This is a genomic window from Bordetella genomosp. 11, assembly GCF_002261215.1.
Lineage (GTDB): Bacteria > Pseudomonadota > Gammaproteobacteria > Burkholderiales > Burkholderiaceae_B > Bordetella_C.
In genome coordinates, this window is record NZ_NEVS01000004.1 from 2,426,794 (window position 1) to 2,443,644 (window position 16,851).

A 16,851-nucleotide genomic window follows, 5' to 3' on the forward strand; every position below is an offset into this window, starting at 1 on the left:
TTCGTCATCAGGGGCCGGGCCCACACGGCACCCAAGCGAAAGAAGGTAACCATGAGCATTATCAGCGCACGCACCGTCGACCTGACATCCGGAATTGCCTTACGAACCACGCTGGATGGTGAATTCATACGCAGCTATGTCGTCGTGAGCCCACCTGATCTGGACGCGATTGCCGATATCGTACCGGCCGCCGAGGTCGAAGCCGGGGGACAAATCCACGCCACCGCCGTCAGCGACCCGATCTCGGCCGCGGAGCAAATCGGCGACGTGCTGGACAATATCAATCCCGGAGACATCGCCGTTTTCCTGTGCGCCAGCCCGGCCGCATACGAAACGGCCCTGCAGCTTTTGGGCTACGATCCGGCGCGCCACGATACTGAATTGCATTAAGTTCAATACAAATCGGTGGGGCTCAGGCGGGTACCTGATAAACCCTGACGCCCGCGCGCGGAGTATTTTCCGGAGCCGCATATTGCGGACGCGCGCCTCCCTGGACAGGTGCCAGCCTGAATCCGAGATCCATGCCCCAGCGATCGGTTTCGCGTACCCACTGGGTATGGCAGCATGAGCAGCGGAAACGGTCTTCGCGGTGATTTTCCCGGCGCTTTTCGGTAGGCCGCACGAAGCCTTCGTGCACAAGGTTCTGGTGGGCCTGCAGACCGGGCCTGGCAAGGGCAATGCTCTGGCAGGGAAGGCACATCATGGCGCTCATATTTTTCTCCAGGTTCAACATTCAAGCGATAAAGAAAACGAAAATCGAAATCGGTCTTTCCGGTGCGCAACGTACCGCGACAAGGGTTCACCCCCGGGCGGAATAGGGCTCCGGCTCCAGCTCTTCCAGCGCGGCGCGGCCATCCAGGATGGTTTCGCTGACAGAAGGAAAGCCCACCGGAGAGACGATGCACTGGATGCGCGGCTCGCCGTGCCGGCGATCCTCGACCAGGATCTTCCAGCTATAACGGCCGCGGCCATCGGGGTCGACGGTCAAGGTGGCGCCCCATGCGTTGAAGGTCTTTGCGAAAACTTCCATTGCGTATCGCCTCGCGGACTGTTGTAGCTCTTGTCGCAAGCGCCGTGCCCGGCCTGGGACACCCCCCTCCCACACAGGAGGATTCTCCGTGCGCCCGGCTGGCAGCCAATAAAGGGACGCAACTGCCGGGGTACAAACCTGGAATCCCCCGGACACAAAGGCATTAGCAAATGCTACGACCCGGCCGGATACCGACCCGAATAAAAAAGGCCGGCAGTTGCCTGCCGGCCTTCGTGCCGCTGGATGACTTTTTTACAACGATCGCGCCAATTGCGCTGCCAGACCAATATAGGATCGCGGCGTCATCTGCAGAAGACGCATCTTGGCGTCCTCGGGCAGGCCCAGTCCCTGGATGAATTCGCGCAGCGCGATTTCGGTGATTCCCTTGCCGCGCGTCAGGGCCTTGAGCTGTTCGTAGGGTTGCGGCAGTCCATAGCGCCGCATGACCGTCTGGACCGGCTCAGCCAGGACTTCCCAGCAGGCGTCGATGTCGGCGTCGATGGCGGCCGTGTTCACTTCAAGCTTGTCCAGCCCGCGCAGGCAGGCATCCCAGGCAACCATGCAATAGCCGAACGCCACGCCCAGATTGCGCAGGACGGTGGAATCGGTCAGGTCTCGTTGCCACCGAGATACCGGCAATTTATCGGCGAGATGACGCAACATGGCATTGGCCAAGCCGATATTGCCCTCCGAATTCTCGAAATCGATGGGGTTGACCTTGTGCGGCATCGTGGAGGAGCCGACCTCGCCTTCTTTCAGCCGCTGCTTGAAATATCCCAGCGACACATAGCCCCAGACGTCCCGGTCCAGATCCAGGATGATGATGTTGGCGCGCGCCACGGCATCGAACAGGGCTGCCATCCAGTCGTGCGGCTCGATTTGGATGGTATGGCGGTTTTGGGTCAGTCCCAGGCCGCGCAGCACCCGCTCGCTGAATGCAGGCCAGTCCACCTCCGGATAGGCCGAAAGGTGTGCGTTGTAGTTGCCCGTGGCGCCGTTGAGCTTGGCCAGCGGCTGCACGGCGCGAATCGCATCCAGGGCACGGCCCAGGCGCGCCGCCACATTTGCGAATTCCTTGCCCAGGGTGGTGGGACTGGCCGGCTGCCCATGGGTGCGCGACAGCATGGGCTGGTCGGCGTGGGCGGCCGCCATCGCGGCAAGCTTGGCGTGCAGTTTCTGCAGCGTGGGGACCAGTACACCGTTGCAAGCGCGCGACAACATAAGCGCATGCGAGGTGTTGTTGATATCTTCCGAGGTGCAGGCGAAATGTATGAATTCCGCCGCGCGGGAGAGCTCGACGTGATCGGCCACTTTTTCCTTCAGCCAGTACTCCACGGCCTTGACGTCGTGGTTCGTGACGCGCTCGATCTCTTTGATGCGGGCGGCATCCGCTTCGCTGAAGTCTTCGACGATCGCCTTCAGGCGTGCCCGCGCATCGTCGGAGAAGCGCGGCAGCTCGGGCAGGCCCGCGTCGGCCAGGGCGGAGAGCCAGGCGACTTCCACCTCGACGCGATGCGCCATGAAGCCGGCTTCGGACAACAGCCCGCGCAGGGCCTCGCCACGGGAGGCATATCGCCCATCAAGAGGGGAAAGCGCGTTGAGCGGACTGAGGGCGGGGGCGATATGCATGAGCAGGGAAATAGACCGAAACGAGTATTGAAAACCGCGAAAAAACGCCGGGATTTTATCATCCACCGCCCTTCGTCAGCCGGCGCGCGCCATCGGCTGCGTCAACCGCCGTCCGGCGTGGCATCATCCTGCTATACTGCCGCCCGCTTTCCGACTATGACCGTGCATCCATGAAACTGATAGGCTCCCTTACTAGCCCGTACGTACGTAAGGTACGGATCGTCATGGCGGAAAAAAAGCTGGATTACCGCTTTGAACTCGAAAACGTGTGGTCTCCGGATACCCGGATCCAGCAATACAACCCCCTGGGCAAGGTGCCCTGCCTGGTCATGGAAGACGGCGGCGCGCTGTTCGATTCGCGCGTTATCGTCGAGTATCTGGATACTCTCTCCCCGGTTGCCAGGCTGATCCCCCAATCCGGCCGCGAGCGCGCTGCCGTCAAGTGCTGGGAAGCCATTGCCGATGGCGTCCTGGATGCCGCGGTAGGGATCGTCAAGGAAAGGCAGCGTCCCGCCGAACTACGCAACGATGAATGGATCGCCCGCCAATACGGCAAGATCCACGCCAGCCTGGACGCGATGAACAAGAGCCTGGGCGAACATGCCCATTGTATGGGCATCAATCACAGCCTGGCGGACGTGGCGGTGGGTTGCGCGCTCGGCTACCTGGTCCTGCGCTTTCCGGACCTGGACTGGCGCGCGGGACACCCGAATCTGGCGCGCCTGTTCGAAAAGCTGTCGACGCGCCAGTCCTTTATCGATACCGCCCCGCCGGCAAACGCCTGAACGGCGTACGCTGTCTCAGGAAAAGGCGCGCCAGGCCTTGTAGGCCATGAAGATCGCCAGCGCGAAAAGCAGGTAGGCGAAAATACGCTTGACCGTCGCGACCGGCAGCCTGTGCGCGGCACGGGCGCCCATCGGGGCGGTCAGTACGCTGGTGCACACCAGCGCCAGCAGCGCCGGCCAGTAGATGTAGCCCAGCATCCCGGGCGTAGTTCCCGCTTCCCGCAGGCCGGAAATCACATAGCCGGTGCTGTTCGCCAGCGCGATGGGGAAGCCCAGCGCGGCCGATGTCGCGACCGCGTTGCGCAGCGGAACATTGCACCAGATCATGAAAGGCACGGAGAGGAACCCGCCGCCCGCGCCCACCAGGCCGGATATGAAGCCGATCCCGGTGCCGGCGGCCGTTGTGCCGATCACGCCGGGCATTTGGCGCGAAGGCTTGGGTTTGGTATTGCGCAACATCGAATAGCCGGAGTACAGCACGAAGGCGGCGAAGAATGCGGACAGCCAGCCCGTGTGCAGCGCGGCGAACACCGCCCCTCCCGCCAGCAGCCCCCCGATGATCAGCCCCGGCGCCATCGCCAAGGCAATCCGCCAGAGCACCGCGCCGGCGGCGTGGTGGGCCCGTACGCTGGATAGCGATGTGAACAGGATGGAGGTCATCGACGTGGCGATCGCGGCATGGACGATGAGATCATCGTTCATGCCCTGCCAGGAGAAAATCATGGTCAGGAAAGGCACCAGCACCATGCCGCCGCCGATGCCAAGCAAACCCGCCGCGAAACCCGCGCCCGCACCCAGCAGCAACAGGCAGATCAAGATAGGAAAATCCACGCCCCACTCCCTTTGTTATGGTCATTGGGACGCGATGATACCTCCACCCAGGCAAATCTCGCCGTCGTAGAGCACGGCCGACTGGCCCGGCGTCACCGCCCACTGCGACTGATCGAAGTCCAGCGTGAACGTATCCCCACCCCCATCGTGCATGACACAGCCGGCATCGGACTGCCGATAGCGCGTTTTGGCCGCATAAGAACCCGCGGTGGGAGGATGCCCGGCGATCCAGCTGGCATCCTGGGCGCCGAGAGAGTCCGACAGGAGCCAGGGATGATCGTGGCCCTGCACGACATACAGCGTGTTGGCCGGCAGATCCTTGCGGGCAGCGTACCAGGCCTCGGCGGTGCCGTCGTCGCGCTGCCTGCCCTTGATGCCGCCGATCCCTATGCCCTTGCGCTGCCCCAGGGTATAGAAGGAGAGCCCGGTATGGGTGCCGACACGCTGCCCTTCAGGCGTCAGGATGGGACCGGGCGCGGTAGGCAGATAGCGGTTCAGGAACTCGCGGAAAGGCCGTTCGCCGATGAAGCATATCCCCGTGGAGTCTTTCTTCGCGGCATTGTGCAGGCCGATATCGTGAGCGATGCGGCGCACCTGGGTCTTGGGGATTTCTCCCAGCGGGAACATGGTGCGCGACAACTGCTGCTGGTTCAGGCGGTGCAGGAAGTAGCTCTGGTCCTTGGTCGCATCCAGCGCCTTCAGCAATTCGTAGCGGGTGCCGCCACCGGCAGAGACCGCGCGCACGCGGGCGTAGTGCCCGGTCGCGATGAGGTCCGCGCCCAGGGACATGGCATGGTCCAGGAAAGCCTTGAATTTGATTTCGGCATTGCACAGGACATCCGGATTGGGCGTGCGTCCGGCCGAATATTCGCGCAGGAACTCGGCGAAAACGCGATCCTTGTACTCGGCCGCGAAGTTCACGGCCTCGATGTCCACGCCGACCAGATCGGCGACGCTGGCGGCATCCAGCCAATCCTGCCGGGTCGAACAATATTCGGAATCGTCATCGTCCTCCCAGTTTTTCATGAACAGGCCGATGACTTCGTAGCCCTGCTGTTTGAGCAGCCACGCGGTAACGGATGAGTCGACGCCGCCGGACATGCCGACGACGACACGGCCTTTGGTAGGAGCAATGGAAGACATGGAAAGCCGAAAGATAAGCGGCACGCAAGGGCAACGAGGATCCCCGCGCCGCCGGATAAGGCCCGCGGAAGGGCTGGCGCCCGTCCCGGAAGAGCCGGACCGGTATTTTACCCGGTGCTTTTACCGAAGCCACGGCGCGGCAACTCGTGTATAAGTGTCACCGGCCGGACATCCGACAAGGAGAACGTATGCGTATCGGTATACCGCGAGAGACCCTGGAGGGGGAAACGCGAGTAGCGGCAACACCGGAGACCGTCAAGAAGTACGTGGCGGGCGGCAATACCGTCATCGTGGAACGCGGCGCCGGCAGCGCCGCGCGCTACACGGATGAAGCCTACGAAGCAGCGGGTGCCACGCTCGGCTCGGCGACGGACTCGCTGGGCGCGGATCTGGTGCTGAGCGTGCGGATGCCCGATGCGGCCGGCCTGGCGGCGCTCAAGCGCGGCGCCGTCCTGGCAGGCATGCTGGATCCCTTCGATACCGAAGGCATCGCGCGGCTGGCGGCGACCGGAGTCACCGGCTTTGCGCTGGAAGCCGCGCCGCGCATCACGCGCGCGCAAAGCCTGGACGTGCTCTCGTCCCAGGCGAACCTGGCGGGTTACAAGGCGGTACTGCTGGCGGCTCACTACTATGGGCGGCTATTCCCCATGATGATGACGGCCGCCGGCACCCTGAAAGCCGCGCGCGCGGTCGTGTTGGGCGCGGGCGTGGCCGGCCTGCAGGCGATCGCGACCGCCCGCAGGCTGGGCGCCGTGGTAGAGGCATCCGATGTACGGCCGGCCGCGAAAGAACAGGTCGAGTCGCTGGGCGCGAAGTTCATCGACGTACCGTTCGAAACGGACGAAGAACGCGAAATCGCGCAGGGCGTAGGCGGCTATGCCCGGCCCATGCCGCCCGCCTGGATGGCGCGCCAGGCGGAACTGGTTTCGGAACGCTGCAAGCAGGCCGACATTGTCATCACCACGGCGCTGATACCGGGCCGCCCTGCTCCCACGCTGGTCTCGGCCGAGACGGTGCAGGCGATGAAGCCGGGGTCGGTAGTGGTGGACCTGGCCGTGGAGCGCGGCGGCAACTGCCCCTTGTCCGAGAAGGGACAGGTGGTGGAAAAACATGGCGTGACGCTGGTCGGCCTGACAAACCTGCCGGCTCTCGTACCCACGGACGCTTCGGCGCTTTACGCGCGCAACCTGGCGGACTTCCTGAAGCTTATCGTGGACAAGGACGGCGCGCTGGCCATCCAGCGCGAGGATGAAATCGTCGCAGCCTGCCTGGTCTGCGAATCCGGCAACGCGGTTCGGAGGTCCTGAATGGAAGCCCTCAGCCCTACCCTGATCAACCTGATCATTTTCGTCCTGGCGATCTACGTCGGTTACCACGTCGTATGGAACGTCACGCCGGCACTGCACACGCCGCTGATGGCGGTGACCAACGCCATCAGCGCCATCATTATCGTTGGCGCGATGCTGGCCGCGGCGCTCACCGAGGGTGGCCTGGCGCGCGGCATGGGCGTGCTGGCCGTGGCGCTGGCGGCGGTGAATGTATTCGGCGGCTTCCTGGTTACCCGGCGGATGCTGGAGATGTTCAAGAAGAAAGAACGCAAGCCCGCCAAGGAGGACGCACGATGATCTCGCTGAACGTCGTCACCCTGCTCTACTTGCTGGCATCGATCTGCTTCATCCAGGCCCTGAAGGGACTCTCGCATCCGACTACGTCGCGCATCGGCAATGCCTTCGGCATGGCCGGCATGGCGATCGCCGTCCTTACCACGGGCGCACTGATCGTGGCCCTGGCTGGGCCAGGTATCGCCGGGCTGGGATTGGGGTGGGTGCTGCTGGGCCTGCTGATCGGCGGTACCGCCGGAACCATCATGGCCAGGCGCGTCGAGATGACCAAAATGCCGGAGCTGGTCGCTTTCATGCACAGCATGATAGGCCTGGCCGCGGTCGCAATCGCCGTCGCCGTGGTGGCCGAACCGCATGCCTTCGGCATCGCACCCATGGGTACCGCGCTGCCGATGGGCAACCGGGTGGAGATCTTCATCGGTACCTTCGTCGGCGCCATCACCTTTTCCGGTTCCGTCATCGCATTCGGCAAGCTTTCCGGTAAGTACCGGTTCCGCCTGTTCCAGGGCGCGCCGGTGGTGTTTCCGGGCCAGCATATCTTCAATCTCCTGCTGGCGCTGATCATGCTGGCATGCGGCGTGGCCTTCGTGCTGACGGAAGGCTGGACCCCGTTCATCGCCATGGCCGTGATCGCCTTCGTGCTCGGCGTGCTGATCATCATCCCGATCGGTGGCGCCGACATGCCGGTCGTGGTCTCCATGTTGAACAGCTATTCGGGGTGGGCCGCGGCCGGCATCGGTTTTTCGCTGAACAATCCGATGCTGATCATCGCTGGATCGCTGGTCGGGTCTTCCGGTGCCATCCTGTCGTACATCATGTGCAAGGCGATGAACCGTTCGTTCTTCAATGTATTGCTGGGCGGCTTCGGCAACGGCGGCGGCAGCGCCGGCGCGGGGGCGACGGCAGAGCAGCGCAACGTGAAGTCGGGCAGCCCCGACGACGTGGCCTTCCTCATGACCAATGCCGAAACGGTGATCATCGTCCCGGGTTATGGACTTGCCGTCGCGCGGGCACAGCATGCACTGAAAGAGCTGGCGACCAAGCTGACGGCAAAAGGGGTATCGGTACGGTATGCCATCCACCCGGTAGCCGGCCGCATGCCGGGCCACATGAACGTCCTGCTGGCCGAGGCGGAAGTGCCCTACGATCAGGTCTTCGAGATGGACGACATCAATGGCGAATTCGGCCAGACCGATGTGGTCCTGGTGCTTGGCGCGAACGACGTGGTGAATCCCGCCGCCAAGAACGACCCGCAATCGCCGATCGCCGGCATGCCGATCCTGGAAGCCTACAAGGCCCGCACCGTGATCGTAAACAAGCGGTCGATGGCGGCCGGCTATGCCGGCCTGGACAACGAACTGTTCTACATGGACCGCACGATGATGGTCTTCGGCGACGCGAAGAAAGTCATCGAGGATATGGTCAAGGCCGTGGACTAGCGTCCGTGGGGATGGAGGCGCTCGTCCAGCGCCTCTATCCAGTGCCGCACCGGCGTGGACGTGCCGCCCTGCAGGTGCGTGATGCAGCCGATATTCGCCGACAGGATCACATCCGGCGCCGTCGGCGCAATCGCGGCCAGCTTGCGGTCGCGCAGGGTGCCCGCCATATCGGGGTTCATGACAGAGTAGGCGCCGGCCGAACCGCAGCACAGATGCCGGTCGGCGAAAGGCTGCAACTCGAAACCCAGGTCGGCCAGCAGGGTGTCGGCCAGGGGCCGCAGGCCCTGCCAATGCTGCAGCGTGCATGGCGGGTGAAACGCCGCGCGTACCGGCGCCGGCAAGCGCTCGCGAAGTTGGCCGGCGTGCGGCGCGACGATCTCGGATACATCCCGGACCATCGATACGATGCGCGCCGCGCGGTCCGCGTAGCCGGCCTCGCCACGCAGGTGATACGCATATTCCTTGACCATGGCGCCGCAGCCGGAGGCGTTCATCACGATGGCTTCCACCTTGCCGCTTTCCACCAGCGGCCACCATGCATCGACGTTGGCGCGCATCTGCGCCAGGGAAGCCGGTACATCATCCAGATGCAGATTGATGGCGCCGCAGCATCCGCTTCCCGCCACCACCGTCGTGCCTATACCCAGGGCGTCGAGGACCCGTATCGTCGCGGCGTCGATGGTAGGCATCATGGACGGTTGCACACAGCCCGACAGCATAATCACCTGACGCGCATGCGCGCGCCCGTCGGGAAGCCTGCCCGTGGGGCGCGGTTCCGGCACCTTGGCACGCACCGCGGCCGGTAGCAGCGGCCGCAGCGCCCGGCCCAGTCGCATCGCGGGCGCGAACCAGCGCGACGTCAGGCCCTTGCGCAGCAGCGCGCGCTTCAGGCGCTGGCCCCAGGGTCGACTGACACGGCTTTCCACCAGTCCACGGCCGATGTCGATGAGATGTCCGTACTCGACGCCGGACGGACACGTCGTCTCGCAATTGCGGCAGGTCAGGCAACGGTCCAGATGCGCCTGCGTGGAGCGCGTGGGCTCGGCGCCTTCGAGGATCTGCTTGATCAGGTAGATGCGGCCGCGCGGGCTATCGAGCTCATCGCCCAGCACCTGATATGTCGGACACGTCGCCGTGCAAAAGCCACAGTGGACGCAGCGCCGCAGGATGGCGTCCGCTTCGCGGCCGTAATCCGTGTCGCGCGCCCATGATGCGATTTGGGTTTGCATGATGACCCTATAGCTCCAGTGCCAACCTGCCGGGATTGAACAGCCCGGAGGGATCGAGTTCCTGCTTCAGCCGGCGCGTGAGCGTGGCGACGCCCGGCGCCAAAGGGTGGAACACACCATCTTCGGGGACGTCCTCGCGCTGGGCGGCGCGGAACAGGGTTGCGTGCCCACCCCTGCCCTGCGCGGCGGCGCGCACGGATGCGGCCTCGTGCCGGCCGCTGAGCCAACGCTGGCCGCCGCCCCATTCGATCAGCGTGGCGCCCAGGCCCATCGGCGCCGTCGCCGGCGGCACCGCGATGCGCCACAATGGCCGCGTGCGATCGAAGAATTCGTGCGTTTGCTCGCGCAGCGACAGCCAGAAGGCGTCGGCCCGTTCGGGATCCACCGCGTCGCCGCCGATACGCACGCGTGCCGCGTCGATGGCGGGCGGCGCGCCCGACAGGCGCACCCATATCGTGCCGCCATCGCCCTGCGCGTCGGGCACCCAGCACGCTGCCGAAACCGGCATCGGCAGCCGACGCCATGTGGCGAACGCAGCGAGCGCCTCGCGTTCGGTGCCCCGCAGGCTGAGCGTCGCTTCATCGGCCGGCCGCGGCAGGACTTTCAACGAGACCTCCAGCAAGACGCCGAAGATGCCCAGGGAACCGGCCAACAGGCGCGACACGTCGTAGCCGGCCACGTTTTTCATGACCTCTCCGCCGAAATTCAATGCACGACCATGGGCGTCCAACAGGCGCGCGCCCAGCACGAAGTCCCGCACGCTGCCGGCGGCCATGCGGCGCGGTCCCGCGAGTCCCGATGCCACGCAGCCGCCCACCGTGGCGGATGCCTCATAGTGCGGCGGCTCGAACGCCAGCATCTGGCCTTGTCCGGCCAACTCGGCTTCCAGCTCGCGCAGCGGCGTGCCGGCGCGAGCCGTCACGACAAGTTCGGAAGGCTGGTAGTTGACGATCCCCCGGTACGGCGTCACATCGAGCAGGCAGTGGCCGTCCTCCAGCCGCAGCGGTCGATGGTTGCCGTAGAAGGCCTTGCTGCCCCCGCCGCGGATGAACAAAGGCTTGTGCGCGGCGCGCGCGGTCATGACCTGGTCGCACAATTCCGACAGGACAAAATCCATGACAACCAACCCTATATCAGAAACGGGATAGATCCGGGAATCGGAGCTCGCCGCCGTGCACGTGCATCTTGCCGTACTCGGCACAGCGCGCCAGGGTTGGAATGACCTTCTGCGGATTGAGCAGGCACTGTGGATCGAAAGCCCGCTTCACGGCGAGGAACGTATCGAGCTCCTCGCGCGAGAACTGTACGCACATCTGATTGATTTTCTCCATACCCACACCGTGCTCTCCCGTCACGGTGCCTCCCACCTGTACGCACAGCTCGAGTATCGCCACACCGAATTTATCGGCGCGCTCTGTCTCGTCCGGCTTGTTGGAATCGAAAAGAATGAGCGGATGCAGATTGCCGTCACCCGCATGGAACACATTCGCGCAACGCAGGCCGAACTCGTCTTCCATCTGCTCGATGGCACCGAGCACGCGCGCCAGATGGCGCCGCGGAATCGTGCCGTCCATGCAGTAATAGTCGGGAGATACGCGCCCCGCCGCGGGAAAGGCATTCTTGCGCCCGGCCCAGAAACGCAGGCGCTCCGGCTCGGACGTGGACACCTGCAGACGGGTCGCTCCGGCATCCTGCAGGACGGCCTCCATGCGAGCGACTTCATGCGCGACTTCCTCGGACGTACCGTCGGATTCGCATAGCAGAATGGCTTGCGCGTCCATGTCGTAGCCGGCTTGCACGAAAGGCTCGACCATGTGCACCGCCTGCCTGTCCATCATTTCCAGGCCGGCCGGAATAATGCCCGCGCCGATGATGTGGGTAACGGCATTACCCGCGGCTTCCACGCTGGGGAAACTGGCCAGCACCACCTGTGCGCAAACCGGCTTGGGCATCAGCTTGACCGAGATCTCGGTCACGATCCCCAGCATGCCCTCGGACCCGATGAATACCGCGAGCAGATCCAGGCCGGGTGAATCGGGGGCTTCGCTGCCGAGTTCGACGATATCACCGTCGATCGTCACCACCCGGACACGCAGGATGTTATGCACTGTCAGGCCGTACTTCATGCAGCGCACGCCGCCTGAATTTTCGGCCACGTTGCCACCGATGGAACAGGCGATCTGGCTGGAGGGATCGGGCGCGTAATACAGCCCATAAGCGGCAGCGGCCTCCGAGATCGCCAGATTGCGCACCCCGGGTTCCACCACGGCCAGCGTATTGTCCGCATCGATGCGCTTGATGCGATTCAGTTTCGACAGCCCCAACAGGACGCCCTGGCTGTGCGGCATCGCGCCGCCGGACAAGCCGGTCCCGGCGCCGCGCGGCACGACCGGCGCGCTAAGCCGCTTGCATACGCGCATCACCTGTTGCACCTGCGCTTCGGTTTCGGGCAGGCAAACCACCGCGGGCAAGGCGCGGTACAAGGACAGCCCGTCGCATTCGTAGGGCCGGGTGTCTTCCTCTCGATACAACACGCAATGGGACGGCAGCACCGCCTGCAGCGCCGCAACCAATTCGGGCACCGCCGGCGGCGCCACCTGCGCATCCGTAAGATCGGTCTCTACCAGGGTATTCATGGTTCAAAGATAGCGCGGGCAGGCAAATCGCACAGTCAGGGATTTACCCCAACGCGGCGAGTGCCTGCGCGGCAGGCTACCAGCGGATGATTTTTCCGGGATTGAGGATGTTGTTCGGGTCGAAGGCATGCTTGAGACTACGCATTAAATCCAGCGCCGCCTGCCCGTGCTCCTCGAGGAGAAAATCCATTTTGTGCAGTCCGACCCCATGTTCGCCCGTGCAGGTGCCGTCGGCCGCGATGGCGCGCCGGACCAGTGCGTGATTGATGCGCTCCGACGCTTCCCACTCCCGCGGGCTGTCCGGATCCAGCAACATCAGCACATGGAAATTGCCGTCGCCGACATGCCCGACGATGGTGGTTGGAAATGGCGCATCGGCCAGGTCGCGAGCGGTGTCCCGCACACAATCGGCCAGGGCCGATATGGGCACGCAGACATCCGTCGTGCTGGCACGGCAGCCAGGCCGCAATTGCAGGCCGGCGAAATAAGCATTGTGGCGCGCAGCCCACAACCGGCTGCGATCCTCGGGACGATGCGCCCACTCGAAATCCATGCCGCCATGTTCGTGGACGATCGCCTGCACGGATGCAGACTGCTCCTGGACGCCCGCCGTGCTGCCGTGAAATTCAAAAAGCAGCAGTGGCGTTTCGCGCAGATCCAGTTTGCTGTACCGGTTCACGGAGCGCACCGCATGTTCGTCCATGAATTCAACACGCGCGACCGGTATGCCCGCCTGCATGATTTCGATGACGCTGTCGACGGCATCCCCCAGCGTGGGGAAATTGCACACGGCAGCGGACACGGCTTCCGGCTGAGGATACAGCTTGACGGTAACTTCCGTGATGATACCCAGCGTACCTTCGCTGCCCACGAAAATACGCGTCAGGTCATAGCCGGCCGACGATTTCGGCGCGCGGCGCGCGGTGCGCAGCACACGGCCGTCGGCGGTCACGACCGTCAAGGAAACGACGTTTTCCCGCATGGTCCCGTAGCGGACCGCGTTGGTGCCGGATGCGCGCGTAGCCGCCATCCCGCCCAGGCTGGCATCGGCGCCGGGATCGACCGGGAAAAATAAGCCCGTGTCGCGCAAATGCTCGTTAAGCTGCTTGCGCGTCACGCCGGCCTGTACGGTGGCGGTGAAGTCTTGCGCATGGACTTCCAGGACCGCATTCATGCCTGAGAGGTCGAGCGTGATGCCGCCCTGGATGGGAAGCAGATGGCCTTCCAGCGAAGACCCGGCGCCATAAGCGACCAGGGGAACGCGATGGTCATTGCATATCCGCGCGACCGCGGCCACCTCGTCGGTGCTCTCGGCGAAAATCACCGCGTCCGGCAGTACATCCGGGTACGGGGACTCGTCATGGCCATGATGCTCGCGCACGGCCTGCGCGGTGGATAGCCTATCGCCAACCACCGCACGCAGGGCTTCCAGGCAGGACGCGGGCAGCGGACGGCGCAGCCGCGAAGGATCGGTCAGGTCATTCATGTTGTTTTATCCGAGCCGGAATCATCCAGACATTCTACGCCGGCCCTCCTGGCTGCCGCCCGAGGACGTTACGGCCCCATTATTTTCCGCTCGCCGCCCCACGCCTGCGTTCCCTGACGGCATTCGCCAGCCCTTCCAGCACTTCGACGGACGCATCCCAATCGATGCAACCGTCGGTGATGCTTTGCCCATAGGTCAGCGGTTTCCCCGGAACCAGGTCCTGCCGTCCGCCCAGCAAGTGGCTTTCCACCATCAAGCCGACGATTCGGGCATCACCCGCCGCGATCTGGCGGCCTATATCCTGAGCGACCAAGGGCTGGTTCTGCGGATTCTTGCTGCTATTGGCATGGCTGGTGTCGATCATCAGCCGCTGCGCGAGTCCCGCCTTGGCCAGGTCCTGGCTGGCGGCCTCCACGCTGGCGGCGTCGTAGTTGGGCGCCTTGCCGCCCCGCAGGATCACATGGCAGTCCTCATTACCCGCCGTGGAAACGATGGCGGAATGGCCGCCCTTGGTCACCGACAGGAAGTGATGCGGCTGCGATGCGGCCTTGATCGCGTCGACGGCGATTTTCACGTTCCCGTCGGTACCATTTTTGAAGCCCACGGGACACGACAGGCCGGAAGCAAGCTCGCGATGAACCTGGCTTTCGGTGGTGCGCGCGCCGATCGCGCCCCACGACACCAGGTCGGCGATATATTGCGGCGTAATCATGTCGAGGAATTCACATCCGGCCGGCAAGCCCAGGGTATTGATTTCAAGCAGCAGTTCGCGCCCGACGCGTATGCCTTTGTTGATATTGAAGCTGCCGTCAAGGTCCGGATCGTTGATCAATCCTTTCCAACCCACCGTCGTACGCGGCTTCTCGAAATAGACCCGCATGACGATTTCCAGATCCGCCTTCAGGCGGTCGCGTACCGGTTTGAGCTTGCGGGCGTATTCCAGCGCGGCCTTCGTGTCATGGATGGAGCACGGCCCTATCACCACCGCAAGCCGGTCGTCCATGCCATGCAATATCCGATGCAGGGCCTGGCGCGCCGAATAAACGGTGTCCGACACCGATTGACTGCAGGGAAACTCGCGCATGACGTGCGCCGGGGGCGTCAGTTCCTTGATCTCTCGGATACGCAAGTCATCGGTATTGTGTGACACGGTGGTGCTCCTTCCTGGGTACGTTTGCCAGGCTGACGGACACAAAAAAAGCCGCCAGATCGCTGGCGGCTTTTTTGGGGGGATTTCGCGGACTTCAGTTTGCGCGCAACCCTTCCTCCGCCAGCGGCATCGGAAAGCCATAAAAATAAAAATAAAATCGGGCGGCCTGGCCGCGGTTGCTTGCGCGCGTCATATTGGACTCTGATCTGCCGGATGCAAGAAAGCACCCGGCCCGACGTATTGCCCGGTCGGATTGCCGGCTGGACGACCCAGTCCGACATCACGCCGAATTACATCTCGCGAAATCCTAGCACAAAAAAGACCGGGGGTCATGGCGGGACGTTCCGGGCCGCCACACGCGTGGCACCCGCGGTATATCCGACGTGACAGGCGTTCAGGCCGTACCGCCCACCGTCAGTCCGTCCATGCGCAAAGTCGGCATGCCGACGCCGACGGGTACGCTTTGCCCTTCCTTGCCGCACGTGCCGACCCCGGAGTCCAGCCGCATATCGTTGCCGATAAGGCTTACGCGGGTCATCGCATCGGGACCATTGCCGATCAGCGTGGCGCCTTTCACCGGGTATGTGACCTTGCCGTTTTCGATCATATAGGCTTCGGACGCGGAGAATACGAATTTGCCGCTGGTGATATCCACCTGCCCGCCGCCGAAATTCACGGCGTAGAGGCCGCGCTTGACCGACGCGAGGATTTCCTCGGGAGGCGTGTCGCCCCCCAACATATAGGTATTCGTCATGCGCGGCATGGGCAGATGCGCGAACGATTCGCGTCGGCCATTGCCGGTAGCGGCCGTTTTCATCAGGCGCGCGTTCATCGTGTCCTGCATGTAGCCGCGCAAAATGCCGTCCTCGATAAGGACATTGCGCTGGGTCGCATTGCCTTCGTCGTCCACATTCAAGGAGCCGCGACGATCCGGCAAAGTGCCGTCATCGATGACGGTAACACCCTTGGACGCCACGCGTTCGCCGATACGACCGGCGAAAACGCTGGAGCCCTTGCGATTGAAGTCGCCTTCCAGCCCGTGTCCCACAGCCTCGTGCAGCAGGATGCCCGGCCAACCGGAGCCGAGCACTACCGTCATCTCGCCGGCGGGCGCCGGCCTTGCATCCAGATTCACCAGCGCTTCGTGTACGGCATGCTCGACATAACCGCGCAGGATCTCGTCGGTGAAATAAGCGAGGCCGGAACGACCGCCGCCTCCCGCATGCCCCATTTCCCGCCTGCCCTGGCGCTCGACGATCACTGTCAGCGACAGCCTTACCAGCGGCCGCACGTCGGCGGCCAGCCGCCCGTCGCTGCCCGCGACCAGGATGACGTCGTATTCCGCGCCCAGGCCGGCCATGACCTGGATAACGTGAGGGTCTCGCGCGCGGGCCATGCGCTCGATGCGTTCGAGCAGGCCGACTTTGTCCGGCGCGCTGAGCGTAAGCAGCGGGTCGATGGCCGGGTACAGGTCGCGCACCTGTTCCGGGCCGCCCTGCGTACGCACTTTGGCCTTGCCGGCGCCTTGACGGGCGATACCGCGCACCGCGCGGGCCGAAGACAGGAGCGCGTCGGGCGAAAGGGTATCCGAGTACGCAAACGCGGTTTTCTCGCCGCTGATCGCCCGCACACCGACGCCCTGGCCGATCGAGAAGCTGCCGGTCTTGACGATGCCCTCTTCCAGGCTCCAGCCCTCGCTACGGGTGTACTGGAAATAAAGATCGGCGTAATCCACCTTGTGCGTGAATATCTCGCCCAGCGCGCGCGCCATGTCCGATTCGCTCAATCCCCAGGGATCGAGCAGCAGGGATTTGGCCGTGGCCAGGGCTTGAATGTCGGGATCGGTTAGTTTCATATCGGCAGCTCGGTGG

At 63.9% G+C, this 16,851-nt stretch carries 16 protein-coding genes; 5 read left to right on the top strand and 11 right to left on the bottom strand.

What is annotated here, in order from left to right; all coding sequences use genetic code 11:
• Positions 1-51 precede the first annotated feature (51 nt).
• Positions 52-390, top strand: coding sequence for a hypothetical protein (locus CAL28_RS18530; protein ID WP_094842735.1), 339 nt, complete (start codon positions 52-54; stop codon positions 388-390).
• A gap of 22 nt (positions 391-412) precedes the next feature.
• Here the strand turns inward: CAL28_RS18530 and CAL28_RS18535 are convergent, their stop codons facing one another.
• The 3 genes from CAL28_RS18535 to purB all read right to left on the bottom strand — a co-directional run bounded on the left by CAL28_RS18535 (position 413) and on the right by purB (position 2,659).
• Entirely contained in the window at positions 413-733 is a 321-nt protein-coding gene (locus tag CAL28_RS18535) for a hypothetical protein (protein ID WP_254926167.1), read from the bottom strand.
• 66 nt (positions 734-799) lie between these two features.
• On the bottom strand, positions 800-1,030 hold the full coding sequence (locus CAL28_RS18540; protein ID WP_094842736.1) for a hypothetical protein: 231 nt from the start codon (positions 1,028-1,030) through the stop codon (positions 800-802).
• A 252-nt stretch (positions 1,031-1,282) separates the two neighbouring features.
• Positions 1,283-2,659, bottom strand: a complete 1,377-nt coding sequence (purB, locus tag CAL28_RS18545) for an adenylosuccinate lyase (protein WP_094842737.1) — start codon at positions 2,657-2,659, stop codon at positions 1,283-1,285.
• Positions 2,660-2,829: 170 nt separating this feature from the next.
• Here purB and CAL28_RS18550 point away from each other — a divergent pair, with 170 nt between their 5' ends.
• Entirely contained in the window at positions 2,830-3,444 is a 615-nt protein-coding gene (locus CAL28_RS18550; RefSeq protein ID WP_094842738.1) for a glutathione S-transferase, read from the top strand.
• A 15-nt stretch (positions 3,445-3,459) separates the two neighbouring features.
• Here CAL28_RS18550 and CAL28_RS18555 read toward each other — a convergent pair whose 3' ends face one another.
• Both CAL28_RS18555 and mnmA read right to left on the bottom strand, forming a co-directional pair.
• Entirely contained in the window at positions 3,460-4,275 is an 816-nt protein-coding gene (locus CAL28_RS18555) for a sulfite exporter TauE/SafE family protein (protein ID WP_094842739.1), read from the bottom strand.
• A gap of 21 nt (positions 4,276-4,296) precedes the next feature.
• Positions 4,297-5,418 carry a tRNA 2-thiouridine(34) synthase MnmA gene (mnmA, locus tag CAL28_RS18560; RefSeq protein WP_094842740.1) on the bottom strand — a complete coding sequence of 374 codons (1,122 nt, stop codon included), beginning with the start codon at positions 5,416-5,418 and terminating at the stop codon, positions 4,297-4,299.
• 188 nt (positions 5,419-5,606) lie between these two features.
• Between mnmA and CAL28_RS18565 the strand changes: the two genes are divergently transcribed.
• From CAL28_RS18565 to CAL28_RS18575, 3 genes are read left to right on the top strand one after another with little or no spacing between them, the layout of a single operon-like run.
• Positions 5,607-6,725 (top strand): Re/Si-specific NAD(P)(+) transhydrogenase subunit alpha, encoded by a 1,119-nt coding sequence (locus CAL28_RS18565; RefSeq protein WP_094842741.1) that lies wholly within the window; start codon positions 5,607-5,609, stop codon positions 6,723-6,725.
• On the top strand, positions 6,726-7,043 hold the full coding sequence (locus tag CAL28_RS18570; RefSeq protein ID WP_094842742.1) for an NAD(P) transhydrogenase subunit alpha: 318 nt from the start codon (positions 6,726-6,728) through the stop codon (positions 7,041-7,043). It abuts the gene before it with no gap.
• Positions 7,040-8,479 (top strand): NAD(P)(+) transhydrogenase (Re/Si-specific) subunit beta, encoded by a 1,440-nt coding sequence (locus CAL28_RS18575; RefSeq protein WP_094842743.1) that lies wholly within the window; start codon positions 7,040-7,042, stop codon positions 8,477-8,479. Before CAL28_RS18570 ends, CAL28_RS18575 begins: the two co-directional genes overlap by 4 nt.
• On the opposite strand, the gene glcF is transcribed toward CAL28_RS18575, so the two are convergent.
• The 6 genes from glcF to tldD form a co-directional block, all read right to left on the bottom strand.
• Positions 8,476-9,708: a glycolate oxidase subunit GlcF gene (glcF, locus tag CAL28_RS18580; protein WP_094842744.1), complete on the bottom strand. Its 1,233-nt coding sequence runs from the start codon at positions 9,706-9,708 to the stop codon at positions 8,476-8,478. The two genes, CAL28_RS18575 and glcF, sit on opposite strands and share 4 nt — an antisense overlap.
• 7 nt (positions 9,709-9,715) lie before the next feature.
• Positions 9,716-10,825: a glycolate oxidase subunit GlcE gene (gene glcE / locus CAL28_RS18585; protein WP_094842745.1), complete on the bottom strand. Its 1,110-nt coding sequence runs from the start codon at positions 10,823-10,825 to the stop codon at positions 9,716-9,718.
• Positions 10,826-10,841: 16 nt separating this feature from the next.
• Positions 10,842-12,344 (bottom strand): FAD-linked oxidase C-terminal domain-containing protein, encoded by a 1,503-nt coding sequence (locus tag CAL28_RS18590; RefSeq protein WP_094842746.1) that lies wholly within the window; start codon positions 12,342-12,344, stop codon positions 10,842-10,844.
• Positions 12,345-12,420: 76 nt separating this feature from the next.
• A complete protein-coding gene (locus tag CAL28_RS18595) occupies positions 12,421-13,830 on the bottom strand; it encodes an FAD-binding oxidoreductase (RefSeq protein ID WP_094842747.1) in 1,410 nt (469 codons plus the stop codon).
• Between the two features lie 79 nt (positions 13,831-13,909).
• Positions 13,910-14,980, bottom strand: coding sequence for a 3-deoxy-7-phosphoheptulonate synthase AroG (gene aroG, locus CAL28_RS18600; RefSeq protein ID WP_094842748.1), 1,071 nt, complete (start codon positions 14,978-14,980; stop codon positions 13,910-13,912).
• Between the two features lie 394 nt (positions 14,981-15,374).
• Entirely contained in the window at positions 15,375-16,835 is a 1,461-nt protein-coding gene (gene tldD / locus CAL28_RS18605) for a metalloprotease TldD (protein ID WP_094842749.1), read from the bottom strand.
• Between the last annotated feature and the right edge of the window lie 16 nt (positions 16,836-16,851).